Origin of the sequence: Trinickia soli, assembly GCF_002879855.1 — a bacterium.
Lineage (GTDB): Bacteria > Pseudomonadota > Gammaproteobacteria > Burkholderiales > Burkholderiaceae > Trinickia > Trinickia soli.
Window position 1 is genome coordinate 192,506 of record NZ_PNYB01000007.1, and the last position, 16,358, is coordinate 208,863.

General features: G+C 66.4%; 17 protein-coding genes. 12 read left to right on the forward strand and 5 right to left on the reverse strand.

Translation table 11 applies throughout. The features are described from left to right. Window positions 1-159 precede the first annotated feature (159 nt). Window positions 160-1,362: a DUF3108 domain-containing protein gene (locus C0Z19_RS10585; protein WP_102609772.1), complete on the reverse strand. Its 1,203-nt coding sequence runs from the start codon at window positions 1,360-1,362 to the stop codon at window positions 160-162. 162 nt (window positions 1,363-1,524) lie between these two features. Further along, a complete protein-coding gene (locus tag C0Z19_RS10590) occupies window positions 1,525-2,397 on the reverse strand; it encodes an IclR family transcriptional regulator (RefSeq protein WP_102609773.1) in 873 nt (290 codons plus the stop codon). Window positions 2,398-2,573: 176 nt separating this feature from the next. Here C0Z19_RS10590 and C0Z19_RS10595 point away from each other — a divergent pair, with 176 nt between their 5' ends. The 6 genes from C0Z19_RS10595 (at window position 2,574) to rfaE2 (ending at window position 8,627) form a co-directional block, all read left to right on the forward strand. Then, window positions 2,574-3,569, forward strand: coding sequence for a fumarylacetoacetate hydrolase family protein (locus C0Z19_RS10595; protein ID WP_102609774.1), 996 nt, complete (start codon window positions 2,574-2,576; stop codon window positions 3,567-3,569). Between the two features lie 135 nt (window positions 3,570-3,704). After that, complete coding sequence (locus tag C0Z19_RS10600) at window positions 3,705-4,553, forward strand: enoyl-CoA hydratase/isomerase family protein (protein WP_102609775.1); 849 nt, start codon at window positions 3,705-3,707, stop codon at window positions 4,551-4,553. A 54-nt stretch (window positions 4,554-4,607) separates the two neighbouring features. Further along, window positions 4,608-5,468: a PhaM family polyhydroxyalkanoate granule multifunctional regulatory protein gene (locus tag C0Z19_RS10605; protein WP_102609776.1), complete on the forward strand. Its 861-nt coding sequence runs from the start codon at window positions 4,608-4,610 to the stop codon at window positions 5,466-5,468. Between the two features lie 103 nt (window positions 5,469-5,571). Continuing rightward, on the forward strand, window positions 5,572-6,810 hold the full coding sequence (locus C0Z19_RS10610; RefSeq protein WP_102609777.1) for a patatin-like phospholipase family protein: 1,239 nt from the start codon (window positions 5,572-5,574) through the stop codon (window positions 6,808-6,810). Window positions 6,811-7,242: 432 nt separating this feature from the next. Beyond that, window positions 7,243-8,115, forward strand: coding sequence for a ferritin family protein (locus C0Z19_RS10615; RefSeq protein ID WP_102609778.1), 873 nt, complete (start codon window positions 7,243-7,245; stop codon window positions 8,113-8,115). Window positions 8,116-8,120: 5 nt separating this feature from the next. Further along, complete coding sequence (gene rfaE2 / locus C0Z19_RS10620; protein ID WP_102609779.1) at window positions 8,121-8,627, forward strand: D-glycero-beta-D-manno-heptose 1-phosphate adenylyltransferase; 507 nt, start codon at window positions 8,121-8,123, stop codon at window positions 8,625-8,627. A gap of 79 nt (window positions 8,628-8,706) precedes the next feature. Here rfaE2 and C0Z19_RS10625 read toward each other — a convergent pair whose 3' ends face one another. From C0Z19_RS10625 to C0Z19_RS10635, 3 genes are read right to left on the reverse strand one after another with little or no spacing between them, the layout of a single operon-like run. After that, on the reverse strand, window positions 8,707-8,946 hold the full coding sequence (locus tag C0Z19_RS10625) for a hypothetical protein (protein WP_102609780.1): 240 nt from the start codon (window positions 8,944-8,946) through the stop codon (window positions 8,707-8,709). 24 nt (window positions 8,947-8,970) lie between these two features. Beyond that, window positions 8,971-9,846 carry a type III pantothenate kinase gene (locus C0Z19_RS10630; protein ID WP_102609781.1) on the reverse strand — a complete coding sequence of 292 codons (876 nt, stop codon included), beginning with the start codon at window positions 9,844-9,846 and terminating at the stop codon, window positions 8,971-8,973. After that, window positions 9,843-10,766, reverse strand: a complete 924-nt coding sequence (locus tag C0Z19_RS10635) for a biotin--[acetyl-CoA-carboxylase] ligase (RefSeq protein ID WP_102609847.1) — start codon at window positions 10,764-10,766, stop codon at window positions 9,843-9,845. Before C0Z19_RS10635 ends, C0Z19_RS10630 begins: the two co-directional genes overlap by 4 nt. 154 nt (window positions 10,767-10,920) lie before the next feature. Between C0Z19_RS10635 and C0Z19_RS10640 the strand changes: the two genes are divergently transcribed. The 6 genes from C0Z19_RS10640 (at window position 10,921) to C0Z19_RS10665 (ending at window position 16,030) form a co-directional block, all read left to right on the forward strand. After that, window positions 10,921-12,048, forward strand: coding sequence for an MlaE family ABC transporter permease (locus C0Z19_RS10640; RefSeq protein WP_102609848.1), 1,128 nt, complete (start codon window positions 10,921-10,923; stop codon window positions 12,046-12,048). A 10-nt stretch (window positions 12,049-12,058) separates the two neighbouring features. Beyond that, entirely contained in the window at window positions 12,059-12,937 is an 879-nt protein-coding gene (locus C0Z19_RS10645; RefSeq protein WP_102609782.1) for an ABC transporter ATP-binding protein, read from the forward strand. Between the two features lie 53 nt (window positions 12,938-12,990). After that, a complete protein-coding gene (locus C0Z19_RS10650; RefSeq protein WP_102609783.1) occupies window positions 12,991-13,962 on the forward strand; it encodes an MlaD family protein in 972 nt (323 codons plus the stop codon). 203 nt (window positions 13,963-14,165) lie between these two features. Further along, entirely contained in the window at window positions 14,166-14,792 is a 627-nt protein-coding gene (locus tag C0Z19_RS10655) for an ABC-type transport auxiliary lipoprotein family protein (RefSeq protein ID WP_102609849.1), read from the forward strand. A gap of 256 nt (window positions 14,793-15,048) precedes the next feature. Next, entirely contained in the window at window positions 15,049-15,381 is a 333-nt protein-coding gene (locus C0Z19_RS10660) for a (2Fe-2S) ferredoxin domain-containing protein (RefSeq protein ID WP_102609850.1), read from the forward strand. Between the two features lie 22 nt (window positions 15,382-15,403). Continuing rightward, complete coding sequence (locus tag C0Z19_RS10665; protein ID WP_102609784.1) at window positions 15,404-16,030, forward strand: alpha/beta hydrolase; 627 nt, start codon at window positions 15,404-15,406, stop codon at window positions 16,028-16,030. The last annotated feature ends 328 nt before the right edge of the window (window positions 16,031-16,358 follow it).

The following is a 16,358-nucleotide window of genomic DNA, read 5'->3' on the forward strand; positions in this document are numbered from 1 at the left end:
GCCACATTGCCGCTCTGTCCACTGCTTTCATCGTCGACCTCATCGTCCACCTTAAGGTTAGACCTCAACCGGATAAAACGTTCGAACGGTGGCCGAAAACATCGAGGTTCGTCCATGCGCCCCGATTACTCTTGATTACGGCACGCGCGAGCCTTTGGTTTAGGGGTTTTCGCGCGCTCGAATCGGCGTCGTGTCGGCGGTCCCGGTTTCGGACGCATCATCGGCTGTCTTTGTCTCCGAGGACGCATTTTTCGCGCCCGGAGGCACGACCGGGCCGCGCCAGACCAGTTCGAATTGCGAGCCGTTCGGCTCCGTTTGCACAATGCGGGCGGGCAACCAGCCCAGCGACGGTGCGAGCCAGACGTCGATGCGGCGCCGATCGCCGTCATGCCGCGGCAGTCTCATAAAGTGGCGCGCCTCTATAAATCCTTCAGCAGTCCGAATCGATTCGTCGCCGATCGTCTCGATCGGCCACAGTTCCGCACTGTCGTCGTCCGCCACGTAGAACGCGCGCGTGACGCCGCTCTTGTAGGCGTCAGGGTTTCCGCGCACGAGGCTTGCAAGCTGCATGACCATGCTGAACCGATCCTGTGCGCCATCGGGCAGCGACAGCGTCGCGCTCGTGCGCGTGAAGCCGATGCGCCTGGCCGCGCGATCGAAGGTTGTCACGTCTTCGGGGCGGCGGCCGCGCTTTTCGATGTAGTGCTCGGGCGCCAGCCCGAATGCATCGATGCGGCCGCGGCTTTGGTACGAAAAGGTGCCGACGAATGGCAGCGGTACCGAGACGATCATCTCGTAGCTGTCGCGCTCGCTCGCCCAGTGGATCGTGCCCGGCGCATTTTCCACCCCGTTGTAAAAGGTGTTGTAGTGCAAATCCCCCGACGGCGGTACCGAAAACCGTACGCCGGCGCTTGTTATGCTCGCCGCGTCGGCCGGGGCGGCGAGCGCGTTGCTCGCAGCGGAAGCGCTGGCGGCGCTTGCCCCGCCCGGCTTCGTTGCGTTTGCATCGGTTTTGCCGGCTGCCTCGGTTGCAGCGGGTGCGCTCGGGCGCGGCGCAAGCGCATGCAGCACCGGCGCTTGCCGATGCGGCTGGCCTTGCCGGGGGGCGGTGGGGGCGGTGACGGCGCGGCTCGGGCCTGCCTCGCGGGCGATCGGTTGCGGGGCCAAGAGCGCGACCTGGATCGGCGGCCTCACCGAAGCGAGCGCAAAGGTGTCCCGGTGTCGGGCGAACCATACGAATGCGGCGCCGTGGAGCGCAACCGTGGTCGCGAACACCGCGCTCCAGCGCCAGAGGCGCTTGTGCGGTTCGCCGCTGCGCGCAAGAACGGCGCGCGCGGCATCGGAAGCGAATACGTACGACATGGCATCAGGCTCGGGCGTCGACCGGGACGGCGATGCATCGCGCGGTATTTTTGAGCGAAGGGCGGCACGAGAATCGCCATGATGCCTGCAAACGGCGCGCCTTGCCGGCGGCGCTTGCGATTGACTGATGTGGCGCACGCCCGGGACAGCACGGCGTCCCGCTCAGCGCGGCGTCTCGCTGTAGCCGAGTTCGTACGATAGTTTGCGTGCGCAGTCCTTTAACTCGACGGCGATCCGGCCATCCCAGGACAAGTCGAATGCGCCCTCATGTCCGAGTGCAATGAGACCCAGCGCGAGGTCGCCCGCTGCGTCGAACACGGGCATGCAGAAAGCATGGATCGTCGGCAGCAGCATGCCGGCCACGCGCGCCGCGCCGTTCGCACGAATTTCTTCGAGCGCGCTGTCCAGTTGCGCTTCGCTGCGCGGGCCGCTCGCATGGGCCGCGCGACGCGAATCGTCGAGTTCGCGATCGATCATCGCCTGCGTCTTACTGCGCGGCAAATAGGCGGCGAACAGCAGGCCGGTGGCCGAACCCAGCAACGGCATGACGTCGCCGAGCTTGAGCGAGGCTTTGACCGGGTGGCTCGACTCCGTCCAGTGCACGACAGTCGGGCCAAGATTGCCCCATACCGCGATCCCGACCGTAATGTCGAGGCGATCGCGCAAATCGGCGAGCGCAACCCGCGCGAGCTTGACCCCATCAACGCGCGCGAGCCGCGCGAGTCCCAGTTGCAGCGCAAAGCCGCCGAGCTCATAACGTCCCGAGTCCGGATCCTGCGCGACGACGCCAAGCCGCAGGAAGCTGACGAGATAACGATGGGCCTTGGCCGGGCTCATTTGGGCGCGCTTGGCGAGGTCGCGCAACATCATCGCGCGCGGCTCGTTCGTCAGGACTTCGAGCAGGCGGAAGCCCACTTCGATCGATTGGATGCCCGAGCGGACCTTCTCTTCGCCGTCGCCGTCGACGGCGTCGTCGAGCGGATCGCCGAGCGTGGGATCGAACGTGTCGGGGGAAGGGGGTGAGGACGCGGACATGAGAGAGAGCAATACCGACGAAAGGCCAAAAGCGATGGAAGGCTGGGCGCAAAGGATGAAACCACCGATCCTCGGGCGCGGCCGGACGACACGTTGGATGAAGTGGGGCGGCGCCCGGGATTCGCCATCGTAAAATAGATTCCTTCTATCGTCATCACACGGCTTCGATCCTTTACATGAAACTCGCCACGCTCAAAGACGGTTCGCGCGACGGTCAACTGATCGTCGTCTCGCGCGACTTGCGCATGGCCGCGATCGCCGATGCGATTGCGCCGACGCTGCAGCGCGCGCTCGACGACTGGCCCTTCTATGCGCCGCAGCTTGTCGAACTCTACGATGCGCTCAATCAAGGCCGCGCCCGAAACGCTTTCGCATTCGATGCGAACGACTGCATGGCCCCGCTGCCGCGCGCGTTTCAGTGGGCTGACGGCTCCGCCTACGTGAACCATGTCGAGCTCGTGCGCCGCGCGCGCGGCGCCGACATGCCGCCCGAGTTCTGGACCGATCCGCTGATGTACCAGGGCGGCAGCGACGATTTTCTGGGCCCGCGCGAGGACATCGTCTGCGCCTCGGAGGCGTTCGGCATCGACTTCGAGGCTGAAGTGGCTGTCATCACCGCCGACGTGCCGATGGCCGCGACGCCCGAAGCCGCGCTCAAGGCCGTGCGCCTCGTCATGCTCGCCAACGACGTGTCGCTGCGCAATCTGATTCCGGCCGAACTCGCGAAAGGCTTCGGTTTCTTTCAAAGCAAGCCGGCTACCGCGTTTTCGCCTGTGGCCGTGACGCCGGACGAACTCGGCGAATATTGGCGCGAGGGCCGTGTCTCGCGGCCCATGATCGTGCATTGGAACGGGAAGAAGGTCGGGCAGCCCGATGCCGGCGTCGATATGGTGTTCCACTTCGGTCAGCTGATCGCCCATGCCGCCAAGACGCGCAATCTGCGCGCAGGCTCCATCGTCGGTTCGGGCACTGTCTCGAACAAGGACGAGAAACGCGGCTACTGCTGTATCGCCGAGAAGCGCTGCCTGGAGACAATCGCGAACGGCGCGCCGCAAACGGAGTTCATGAAGTACGGCGACACGGTCAAGATCGAGATGTTCGACGAGGCCGGCAAGTCGATCTTCGGCGCCATCGAGCAATCGGTCGCGCCGCTCGAGCGCATCCAGCGATGACGCGGCGCGCGCGCCGGGTTTGGCCCGATGCGGGGCCGTCGGTGCGCGCCTACACTGACACGATCGGGCGGCCCGGGCATTCGGCCTCCCACGCTTTCTCAAGCCTCCTTTTTGCCACGAACACGAGCCGACCGGATGAACGACATCACGCCTCCCGACGATTTGACGGCTTACGCGCACTACCGATCGCTGCGGTTGCGGCGTCATCCGCACGGTGTGCTCGAAATCGTCATGAGCGGCGAAGGGATGAACAAGAGCGGTCTTGCCGCGGCCGACGAGCGCATGCATCGCGAGCTCGCGGAGATCTGGCGCGACGTCGACCGCGATCCGCTTACGCGCGTGGCCGTCATCCGCGGCGAAGGCAAAGGCTTCTCGGCGGGCGGCGACCTTGGCCTCGTCGAACAGATGGCCGATCGCTTCGACGTGCGTTCGCGCGTCTGGCGCGAGGCGCGCGATCTCGTCTATAACGTCATCAATTGCAGCAAGCCGATCGTCTCGGCCATGCACGGGCCCGCGGTCGGGGCCGGGCTCGTCGCCGGGCTCCTGGCCGACATCTCGATTGCGGCCAACGATGCGCGCATCATCGACGGACACACGCGTCTGGGCGTCGCAGCCGGCGATCATGCGGCCATCGTATGGCCGTTGCTGTGCGGGATGGCCAAGGCGAAGTATTACCTGCTGTTGTGCGAGGCGGTGAGCGGAGCCGAAGCCGAGCGCATCGGACTCGTGTCATTGGTCGTCGATCAGGCGGACCTGCTGCCGAAGGCGTTCGAGGTGGCCACGCGGCTCGCGCAAGGTTCGCAAAGCGCGATTCGCTGGACCAAGTACGCGCTGAACAACTGGCTGCGCATGGCCGGACCGACGTTCGATACGTCGCTCGCGCTCGAATTCATGGGCTTCTCGGGGCCGGACGTGCGCGAAGGCATTCGTTCGCTGCGCGAACGTCGCGCACCTGATTTCCCGGGCGGCGACGAACTTTCCTGACGCCTTGCGCGTCTCTACGACTTTTCCTGTTCACCCCATCGAAAGGAGCAATCGATGACCGATACCGCCGGCGACAAGCCTTTCCCGGGTTTCCCGGGTTTTCCGCCCGCCGAAATGCTCGACAAGATGTGGGACATGATGCGCCTGACGCCGTTCGGCGCAGCCTTTCCCGGCACGCAGCCCGGCGCCGCGCAAGGTTTTCCTTCCCCGCTCACGGCCATGTCGGACATGATGTCGCCGCTGATGAGCGTGGAGGATCTCGATAAGCGCATCACCGACATGCGCGCCGTCGAGCAATGGCTCAAGCTCAATCTGAACATGCTGCAATCGGCCATCCAGGCGCTGGAGGTGCAGCGCGCGACACTGGCGACGCTACGCGCATTCGGTGCGTTCGCGCAGGCGTCGATGACGCAGCCGGCCGAAGGCGCGAGCCCTGCGAATGCACCTTCGAGCGCGTTTTCGTCATGGGGCGCGTCGCCCGGTTCGGCGCACGCCGGGAGCGGTGCGGGGGCGAGCGCTGGCGCTGACGCCAGCGCCAACGAGAACAAGAACGCCGATTCGGCCGGCGATGCCGAGTCGCCCGGCTCGTCGGCCGGCGAGGCCGGAAACCCCGCGTTCGATCCGTCCGGCTGGTGGAACATGTTGCAGTCTCAGTTCAATCAGCTCGCGGCGTTCGCCATGACGCAGCCGGGCGCGCAGGCCGGTGCGAACGGCGGGGGCGACGCTGAATCCGAGGCCGAATCGCCGAAGAAGCGCGCAAGCGCCGGCGCGCACGGCGGCAGGCGCGCTGCCTCTGGCGCTGCGGGCGCGGGCGCCGCGAGCGCCAAGCCGGCGGCCAAGCGCGCGAGCACGGGCAAGAGCAGTGCCAAACCTGCCGGCGGGCCGGGCAGCGGCGTTCGGCGCGGAGAAAAATGAGCCGCGTTCGTTACTACGCCGTTGGCCGCCAGGCGCGAAGCCCGCTCCCGGCGCGCTCGCCGCGCGGGGCGCGTTGGATCGTTCTCTTTGACGACGGCTCGCCGTGCGACTCGCGCTGGTTCTGATGGGGGGCGGCGCACGCGCCGCATACCAGGTCGGTGCGCTCAAGGCGCTGGCGCAGATTTCGCGCGAGCTGGCGCCGGGCCGGCGGGGCACGCCGTTCACGATCGTCTGCGGCACGTCGGCAGGCGCGATCAACGCTGCCTCGATCGCTTGCCATGCGGACGACTTCGCGGTCGGCGCGGGGCGACTCATCGACTTCTGGTCGAACATTCACGCGCAGCAGGTCTATCGTACCGATTGGGGCGGCGTGGCAGCGGCCGGGGCGCGCTGGTTGGCGGCGATGTCGTTCGGCTGGGCCGTGCGGCGCGCGCCGCGAGCGCTATTTGACAATCATCCGCTTGCCGACCTGTTGCACGAAGCGCTCGACTTCACGCGGATCGGGGAAATGCTCGACGGGCATGCGCTGCACGCGCTGTCGATCACGGCGCTCAGCTACTCGAGCGGTCGGCATCTGACGTTCTACCAGGCGGCAGAGCCGATTCAATCGTGGCGGCGGGCGCAGCGCGGGGCGCGCATGGTGGCATTGACGCCGGCGCATCTGCTCGCTTCGGCGGCGATCCCCTATCTTTTTCCGGCCGTGCCGCTCGAACTCGACGGCTGCATCGAGTATTTCGGCGACGGCTCGATACGCCAAACGGCGCCGCTGAGTCCGGCGATTCACTTCGGCGCGCATCGCATCATCGTGCTGGGCGCGTCGACGCCGCGTCCCGAGGTGCCCGCGGCGGCCGGGATCGAGCGCGGCTACCCGTCGCTCGCGCAGATCGGCCAGCAGGTTCTGGCCAGCGTCTTTCTCGACTCGATCGGCGCCGACATCGAGCGGATCGAGAACATCAACCGCATGATTTCCTACCTGCCCGAGCATGTGGAGCCCGAGAGCAGCTGGCGCCACGTCGAGGTGCTGCCGATCGCGCCCAGCGAGCGCATCGAAATTCTGGCGGCGCGGCATTTGAAGCGTCTGCCGCTTTCCGTGCGAGGTCTGCTTGGCGCGGTCGGCGGCAATCGCGCGGCGGGCGCGTCATTTGCCAGCTACCTGCTGTTCGAGGCGGAGTTCGCCGCCGAACTGATCAACCTCGGTTTTCGAGACGCGCTTGCGCAACGCGAGCAGCTGACCGAGTGGATCGGCGCGACGATGGCGGAGGAGGAGGCGGTTGCCGCCTATCCGGCGGCGGGCTCGAATGCACGCGCAGCGGCCGGCGAGACGACCCGGAACATCGGCTGAGCGAGCACGGCGGGGCGTTGCGGCGGCGCGTCGGGGCCGGCCGAAGGCCCGGCGCAGTAAGCGGCGCATGCTATCATTTCAAAGATTTCGATCCGTGGGCGGATAGCAGAAAACCCGGCAGGAACTGCGGTTGGAACTGCGGTAGGAACCCACGCCAAAAAACATGATCGCGGCCGGTCGTTGCATTGCCGTCCGCCATACCCCAAAAGGCTCGGCGCGCGGTCAGCCAGCGCGCTCGATGGTAGCCCGGGGCGGCCGATGCGGGTAGACGCCTTCACGCGCAAGTGCACTGCTGCGTGGCGGCTTTGAGGTCGATCAATAAACGGGCGCGATGACCTGGTAAGATCGTCGGTTTTCGTCGCCGCGGCGAGCTTGCCGTGCAAGCGCGATAATAGTCATACGAGTTGCAATGGTAGACCAGGGGCGGGACTTATGAACACCATGCTGTATCCGGAACTTTACAAATCGCTCGAATCGGTTCGATGGGACATGGAGAAGGACATTCCCTGGGACAAGTTCGACGCCTCGCTGCTGACCGACGAGCAGGCGACGACGATCAAGATGAACGCCATCACCGAATGGTCGGCGCTGCCGGCTACGGAGATGTTCCTGCGCGACAACCATCACGACAGCGATTTTTCGGCGTTCATGAGCGTTTGGTTCTTCGAGGAACAAAAGCATTCGCTGGTGTTGATGGAGTATCTGCGCCGTTTTCGGCCTGAGATGGTGCCCACCGAGGCCGAACTGCACGCAGTTCGCTTCGAATTCGATCCGGCGCCGCCGCTCGAAACGCTGATGCTCCACTTTTGCGGCGAAATCCGCCTGAATCACTGGTATCGCCGTGCGGCTGAATGGCACACCGAGCCCGTCATCAAGCACATCTACGAAACGATCTCGCGCGACGAAGCGCGCCATGGCGGCGCTTATCTGCGCTACATGAAGAAGGCGTTGACGAACTTCGGCGATGTCGCGCGCGCCGCCTTCGCGAAGATCGGCGTGCTGATGGCGTCGGCGCGTCGCACGGAAAAGCCGTTGCATCCCACGAACCTGCACGTCAATCGCGATCTCTTCCCGCGTGACACGATTCAATCGCGGCTGCCCGATCCCGAATGGCTCGAACGTTGGCTCGACGAGCAAATCCGTTTCGACGATGGCTGGGAGAAGAAGGTCGTCGAACGCATTCTTCACAATCTGTCGCTGCTGTTCGAGCGCACGTTCACGACGGCCCAGGAACTCAACCGCTATCGCAAGGAAGTGGCGGCGCGTGTGCAGCCGCCGGGTTCTGCTGAGCACCAGGCGGCTTGACCGGCATGTCCGCGGTAGCGTTCGAGCGCAAGATCGTCACGCGCGAAGCACTGGTTGCCAGACGCGCAACGTTGGCGGGGCCCGTGGTCTTCACGAACGGCGTTTTCGACATCCTTCACCGTGGGCACGTGACTTACCTCGCGCGCGCCAAGGCGCTCGGCGCGTCTCTGATCGTCGGGGTCAACAGCGACGCGTCGGTCCGCATGCTCGGCAAGGGGGAGGACCGGCCGATCAATCGCGAGGACGATCGGATGGCGCTGCTCGCGGCGCTCGAAAGCGTTGATTGGGTGGTCCTATTCGAGGAGCGTACGCCCGTCGAACTGATCGCGGCCGTCCGCCCCGACGTGCTCGTCAAAGGCGGCGATTACGACATGGACACGTTGCCCGAATCGGCGCTTGTTCGCGGTTGGGGTGGGCGCGCGCTGGCAATTGCATTCGAGCATCAGCGCTCCACCACGGCATTGCTCGAAAAAGTCCGCTCGCAGGCGGGGGCGACGGAGTCGGGCCACTGAGGCTGTCGCCAAGGTTCCCGCTGAGGCGCTTTCTTGGCGCCGCTGCGTAGCCCTTGCTGCGCGGGCACCCAGCCAGCACCTAGTCGCCGAGCGGCGCGGCTGCCACCTTCGGGACCGGATCCGGCCCGCCGATGACCGGTTGCTCGGCCGCTTCCGCCTCCGAGATCGGCCGGGTCTTCAGCCACTCGGGATGGACCTGGCGCTCGAGATGGTGAGGCTCACGGGGCCCCGATGCCGGTAATGGGCCTGCCATGCCACTCGCCAAAGCCAAGGCGACCAGGTTGGCGAGAAACAAAATGGCGATCAGCCAACGCAACATCGTTCCATCTCCTCTTTGACCCGGTTATCCCCGCGCCGCATTGTCGTCGATCGCGATCAGCGCGAGGCCCGACAGCACGAGCATATCGTGCCGCGTGTGCGGCACACTGAGCGCGCCAGCCACCGGCTCGGCCGCGCCGCCGCCGAGTACGAGGCGCACATCCATTCCCCAGGCGCGGCAAAGCTCGCGCCACGCCCGTTCGATGAGCCCGGCCTGGGCCAGCAGCGATCCTGCCGTGATGGCGTGCCGTGTATCGGTGGCGAACCAGTGACGCGCGAGCGCATCGCCAGCGGCCGCGTCGGCTTCGAGCGTAGGCAACTGCGCCGTATGCTCGCCGAGCGAACGCATCATCAACGACCACCCCGGCGCGATCATGCCGCCGACGAAGTGGCCGTCGGCGGTCAGCGCTTCCAGCGTCGTCGCCGTGCCGAGCGTGGCGATCAGAAGCGGCTGCGCGGGAAACGCCGCGTGGGCGCCGATGAGGCCGGCCCAACGGTCGCTGCCGAGGCGCTCCGGCGTTGCGTAGCCATTGACGACGCCGCACTGCTGCGCGCAAGCGCGCACGAACGTTCGAGACAGTCCCGGCCAGCATGCGTCGAGCCACCCCTGGATCCGGTTGACGACAGCTTCTCCCGCGACATTCGAAATCCAGGCACCGCGTGGCGTGGGCAGCGTGGCCCAATCGGCGGGAACATTCGCCGCGTTGGCCGCATCGGCCGCAGGCACGTCTCGCGCGCGAGATCGATCCCCGTCAGGACCTTGTGGACCACCGGCATCCGGTTGTTCGGGCGCATGCGCAACAAAGCCGCTGCGTACGAGCGCGCCGGCCGCATCGGCAAGTGCCCATTTCACGCGGCTGTTGCCTGCATCGATCAGCAAATACGGCGCATCGCCCGTCATGGCGCGTCTGCCGCGAGCCGCAGCGAGACGTCGCCCGTCGCAATCGCCCGCACGCCCGAGTCGGTCAGCAGCAGCAATTGCCCCGAGCTGTCGACGCCCGTGGCGATGCCGCGCGCGAATTCGACGCCTTTCTCGAGCAGCACGACGTCCCGGTTCGTATGGGCGTGACAGGCATTCCAGCGGTCGACGAACGCGGCGAAGCCTTGCTTGCCGAAGCGGTCGATCATCTCCGTCAGCGCTTTTACCACGACGGCCAGCGTGTCGGTCAGGTTCGCATTCGGCAGCACCTGTGAGAGCGCCGCGGGCGCCGCCGCCCGGGTGCCAGCGGGCAACGTTGCGGCTGCGGCGCCCAGTTCGGCTTCGAGCGCCGGGTCGCGGCGCACGTTGATGCCCACGCCGATCACGACCGCGCTAGCCGTGTCCGTGCTCCAGGCGGTCTCGATGAGGATGCCGGCCACTTTGCCGCCGTCGAGCAGCACGTCGTTGGGCCACTTCAGCGCAAACCGGGAGGCTTCGCCGGGCGCGAGGCGAGCGAGACCATCGACGACGGCCACGCCGGTGGCGAGGCTCAGTCCGGCCAGACCCGCAAGCGGCCGCGGCAAGACGCAGGCGAACGAGAACGTGAGCGCATGCCCGGGCGTCGTGCGCCAACTGCGGCCCTGACGTCCGCGCCCCGCCGTCTGCCGGTAGGCGGCGCGCACGGCATGGACGCCGAATGCGACGCGCTCGCGCGGCAGCGCCTTCATTCGCGCCATGAGGTCGGTGTTCGTCGAAGCCGTTTCGTCGACGATTTCGAGCGCCTCGGGCGGGATCGCGCCGGCGCCCCCGGCGCGCGCACGGTCGCGGTCGATGCGCCAGTCGTCCGGACGGCCGTTGCCTGCCGGGTCCGGGCTCGAAGGAGGAAGGAGGGTATCGGTCATGGTCGTATTGTAGTGAAGCCCGCGCGAGGTGGCGCGCAAAGCAGGCTTCGCAGCTTTGTACCCCGGCTGGCCTGGGTTTCTCTTTGTGAACGGTATCGGCGTGCCGACCGCTACAATGGGCGCAATTGCATTCAACGTGTGGACATCGCCTTCCTTGGACTTCGAAACTCCGCCCCGCTTGCGGATCGAAAAGAGCAGCAGGGGGCCCCTGGTCAAGCTGTCCGGACAGTGGACCGCGCTCGCGCTGGCCCGCGATCGGGCTCGCGCGGGCGCGACTTCGCGCTTGGCCGCCCTGGCGCGCAGCGCGCCGGCGCAATGGGATTTATCGGCCGTCGAACGCATGGACCATGTCGGCGGACAGGCGCTCTGGCGCGTCTGGGGCCGAAAACTGCCGGACGAGGTGGCGCTGACCGACACCCAGCGCGACATCTTCGCGCGGATCGCATTGCTCGAGACGCAACGAGAAACACCGGAGGCGCTCGAGCGCATCGGCTTCGTCACGGCGCTGGGCCGCTCGGTGCTCGGCTTTGCCGATCACGCCTACGGCGGCATGGCGATGTTCGGCCGCTTCGTGCTCGATACGCTCGCCGTGCTGCGCCGTCCGGCGCGCGCGCCGTGGACCGAGATTTCGGCGAACGTCTACAACGCAGGCGCCAAAGCGCTGCCGATCACGGCGCTCGTCGCGTTCCTGATCGGCATCGTGCTCAGCTATTTGTCTGCGCAGCAGCTGCGGCTGTTCGGCGCAAACCAGTACATCGTCAACATTCTCGGGCTGTCCGTGATTCGCGAGCTGGGGCCGGTGCTGTCGGCCATCCTCGTCGCCGGACGGTCGGGATCGGCCATCACTGCGCAGATCGGCGTCATGCGCGTGACCGAGGAACTCGACGCCATGCTCGTGATGGGCATCCCGCACGGCTTGCGGCTCGTGCTGCCGCGTGTGATCGCGCTATCGGTGGCGATGCCGCTGCTCGTCATGTGGACCAACATCATCGCGTTGGCCGGCGGCGCGCTCGCAGCGCAACTCGTGCTCGGCATCGACATGGTCTACTTCGCGCGTGCGTTGCCGAGCGTCGTGCCGATCGCCAATCTCTGGATCGGGCTTGGCAAGGGCGTCGCATTCGGCATGCTGATCGCGCTCGTTGCGTGCCACTTCGGTTTTCGGATCAAGCCCAATTCGCAGAGCCTCGGCGTAGGGACGACCGCGTCGGTCGTCTCGTCGATCACCGTCGTCATCCTGGCCGACGCGATCTTCGCCATCCTGTTTCAGAACGTCGGTTTATGAAACCCGCGACATGACTGCGCCTCTTTCCGCCGCTGTGCGCAACCGTCCGCCGCCCGTGATCGCCGAGCGCGTGATCGAGGTGCGCGATCTGACCAAGCGCTACGGCCCGATGATCGTGCATGAGCACCTCGACTTCGAGGTGCGGCGCGGCGAAATCGTCTCGGTCGTCGGCGGCTCGGGCTCGGGCAAGACGTCGCTGATCCGCCAGATTCTCGGGCTCGAGGCGCCCACGTCGGGCACGATCGAAGTGTTCGGGCGCGATACGTCGACAATCGACGAGGCCACGGTACGCGTCATGCGCAGCCGTATGGGCATGCTGTTTCAGCAAGGGGCGCTGTTTTCGTCGATGTCGGTCTTCGACAACATCGCGCAGCCGATCCGCGAGCTCGGCCGCGTGCCGGCCCCGCTGCTGCAGGATATCGTCATGCTCAAGCTCGAGATGGTGGGGCTGCCCTGCAAGCACGCGTCGAAGATGCCGGCTGCGCTGTCGGGCGGGATGATCAAGCGCGTCGGTATCGCGCGGGCGCTCGCGCTCGAACCGGAGCTGTTGTTTCTCGATGAGCCGACCGCGGGGCTCGATCCGCAGGCGTCGGAGGATTTCGTCGAACTGATCGCTACGCTTCATCGCGCGCTCGACTTGACCGTGGTGATGGTCACGCACGATCTCGACACGATGACGGCGCTGTCGACGCGGGTGGCCGTCATTGCCGATCGACGCGTGCTCGTCGCTGCGCCGATCGAGGACGCGGCTGCGGTGGACCATCCGTTCATCCGCGAGTTTTTCCTCGGCCGACGCGGCCGCCGTGCGCTGCAGGCGCTGCCGCCCGAGCGCCGGGCGCGGTTGCCGGCGGCTGCGCTCGCGTCCGCGTCCGCCGAAGTGCAGATATGACGTGAGCGAGCGCCGCATATCGACGCATCGCGCAACGAAGGGAACCCAAGCGAATGGAAAACAAATCGCATGCATTCTGGGCTGGGCTGTTCACGATCGGACTTGGCGCCGCCATTGCGCTCGCCGTGTTCTGGTTCAACTTCGACCGCACGGTGCGCATACCGTATGACCTGATTTCGCACACGAACGTGACGGGGCTTTCGACCGATGCCGACGTGCGCTATCGCGGTCTCGCGGTCGGCAAGGTGCAGTCGATCCGGTTCGATCACGCTCATCCGGGCACGATCGTGATCCGCATTCTGGTCGACAAGAATGCGCCGATCACGCGCTCGACATTCGCCAGTCTCGGCTTGCAAGGGGTGACCGGCATCGCGTTCGTGCAGCTCGACGATACGGGCACCGACCTGACGCCCGTGCCGACCTCGAACAAGCAGGTCGCGCAATTGCCGATGCGGCCCGGTTTGTTCGATCAGTTGCAACAGCGGGGCGACGCGCTGCTCAGCGAACTGCAAAACGTCGCGGCGCGCGCCGACGCATTGCTGTCGGATCAATCGCGCCTCCAGCTGATGGCAACGGCGGCGAGTCTGCAGCACGCGGCCGATGCCGTCACGACGCTGGCGCAATCGGCCGCGCCGGCCGCCGCGCAACTGCCGGCTGCGATGAACGAACTGACGCGCACGCTCGCTTCGACGAACGCGCTCGTCGCGACGCTGTCGTCGTCCAATGGCCCGCTTGTCGCGAACCTGAACAAGATCGGCGTAGCGGCCGATCGCGCCGGCGGCGCCCTTGCGACGATGGATGCGTCGGTGCAGGAGATGACCGCGCGCATCGACTACGAGACGCTGCCGCGCGTGAATGCGCTCGCGACCGACATGAGCGGCGCGGCACGCTCGTTCGATCGCGCCGCCAACACCTTCAGCACGAGCCCGGGGAGCGTGTTGTTCGGCGTGGCGCGCGCGCGTCCCGGACCCGGCGAGCCGGGCTTCGCGTGGCCCACCGGTGCGGCCGCCGACGAGCATCGTTGAATCGAAGAAGAAGCAAACAGGAAGCGAACCTCATGGCATGTTCAATCGATACGACCACGCGGGCAAAAGCGGACCGACCGCAGCTCCCGGCGGTGGCTGATTTTCATCATCGCGATCGCGCAGATTGCTGCGACGGTTCGATGCGCTCGATGCGCTCGACATCTTCGCTTCGTTCCTTACATCGTTCTTCGCTGCCGACGCGGATGTTCACCCGCATGCTGACGGCGGTGTGCGTCCTGGTGGGCGGCGCGGGTTGGCTCGGATCGATCGGCGGTTGCACGCTCGGTTTGCCCGCGGCAGTCTCGAACATCCGCTATGACCTGGGACCTTCGCCGGAGCCGTCAGCGCCTTATTCAGGGGATCTGCCCACGTTGCGACTGTTCGACGTGCGGGCGCCGCGCGCGCTCGAGACCGACGACATCCTGTACCGCATGAATTACGCGGACCCGCGACGCAGCGCGGCCTATGCGAACAGTCACTGGACGATGCGGCCCGCGCAGTTGTTGACCGAGCGGGTGCGGCATGCCCTTGCTGCGCACGGGGAAGTCGTCGGCGGCGGGCAGGCGGTGCAGGCGCCGTTGTTGACGATCGATCTGGAGCAGTTCGAGCAGGTGTTCGATGGCGAGGGACAGAGCCACGGCGCCTTGACGGCGAGGGCGACGCTCACGCGCGACGGCAAGGTGCTCGCGCAGCAGACGTTTCTGGCGCGCGCGCCCGCGAGCATGCCGGACGCGGCTGGCGGCGTGCATGCGCTGGCCGCCGCCAGCGACGACTTCGTGGCCCAGCTCGTGGCGTGGCTCGGCATGCAGACGGGCACGCCCGCGAGGTAAGGCCGCGCAGCCGATATAACGGGCAGTCATGCGACCGGCTGGGCAGCCTTGCGCAGACATTGCGCATGGCGCGGGGCGACGTGTCCGTCCGTTGCGCACACTCCGGGCCCGCGGGGCTTGTGCGCCGATCTGCGCCGCTCGCTATAATCGGCGCGGCTTCTCGATCCCATCCATGCCGGATGCTGCTGCTTGACATGCGGTGCTCACGCGGCAACGCGCGAATGCGCCGGCCGGCACAATTTCCGAACCGAAGACCATGGACTCCTTCTACAAGTACCACGTCTTTTTCTGCCTCAATCAGCGCGAGCCCGATGCCGAGCGCCCCAGTTGCGGCCGCCGCTGTGACGCCGAAAAAATGCTCGATCACACCAAAAAGCGTGTGAAGAAGCTCGGCCTCGCGGGCCCCGGCAACGTGCGCATCAACAAGGCCGGCTGCCTCGATCGATGCGAGCAGGGGCCGGCCGTCGTCATTTATCCCGAAGGCACCTGGTACACCTACTTCGACGAAGCCGACCTCGATGAAATCGTCGAATCGCACTTGAAGGAGGGCAGGATCGTCGAGCGGTTGCTCATCGATCAGCCCAATTGAGTCACCGGGTCCCCGCCGCACCATGAACGTTCACACGAAGAAATATCTGATCGACGGTCCCGTCGGCAAAATCGAAGTCGCGCTCGATGCGCCCGAGGGCGAACCGCGCGGCATCGCGCTCGTTGCGCATCCGCATCCGCTGTTCGGCGGGTCGATGGACAACAAGGTCGCGCAGACGCTCGCCCGCACGCTCGTGCAGCTCGGCTACGTCACCTATCGCTCGAACTTTCGCGGCGTGGGACAGACAGAGGGCCAGCACGACGAAGGCGTGGGCGAGCGCGACGACTTGCTCGCGCTGCTCGCGCATATGCGCGAGCAGCCGCAGCATGCGAGGCTGCCGCTCGTATTGGCGGGTTTCTCGTTCGGCACGGCCGTGATTTCGCATGTCGCGCGCATGCTCGCGGAGCGGGGCGAGCAGGTCGAGCGCATGATCTTCGTCGGCACGGCCGCGAGTCGCTTCGACGTTGCGACCGTGCCCGAGAACACGCTCGTCATTCACGGCGAACAGGACGAAACCGTGCCGATCGGGTCCGTATTCGACTGGGCGCGGCCGCAGGAGCTGCCGGTTGTCGTCATTCCGGGCGCGGAACACTTTCTGCATCGCAAGCTGCATATTCTGAAGCGGATCGTGCTCGACGCCTGGCGCTGATGCCGCGCCCGGTGCGATTGGACTGACGATTACCGGCGACAGGGGGGCGTGCGCACCGTCAAAAAGCGCGTTTTCGTGCAGAAGCGCCGCGTATAATGGGCGAAATTTTTTTCGCGCGCCGTCTCGTCGCTGCGTGGCTGCCGATGTGAGGCATCGGGGGCCGCGTCGTGGCAACGCCATGGGCGCACGGAGCGATCGACGCGAACCGAATCGCGCGCCATGAGTCAAACCGGCGCCGCGCAGGTTGCGTCGCCCGTTCATCGTGCGTCGCGACGGGCGGCGAGAACCGCCAGCCGGCGGCAGGCACTTCCCGCGGGCACGCACTGCG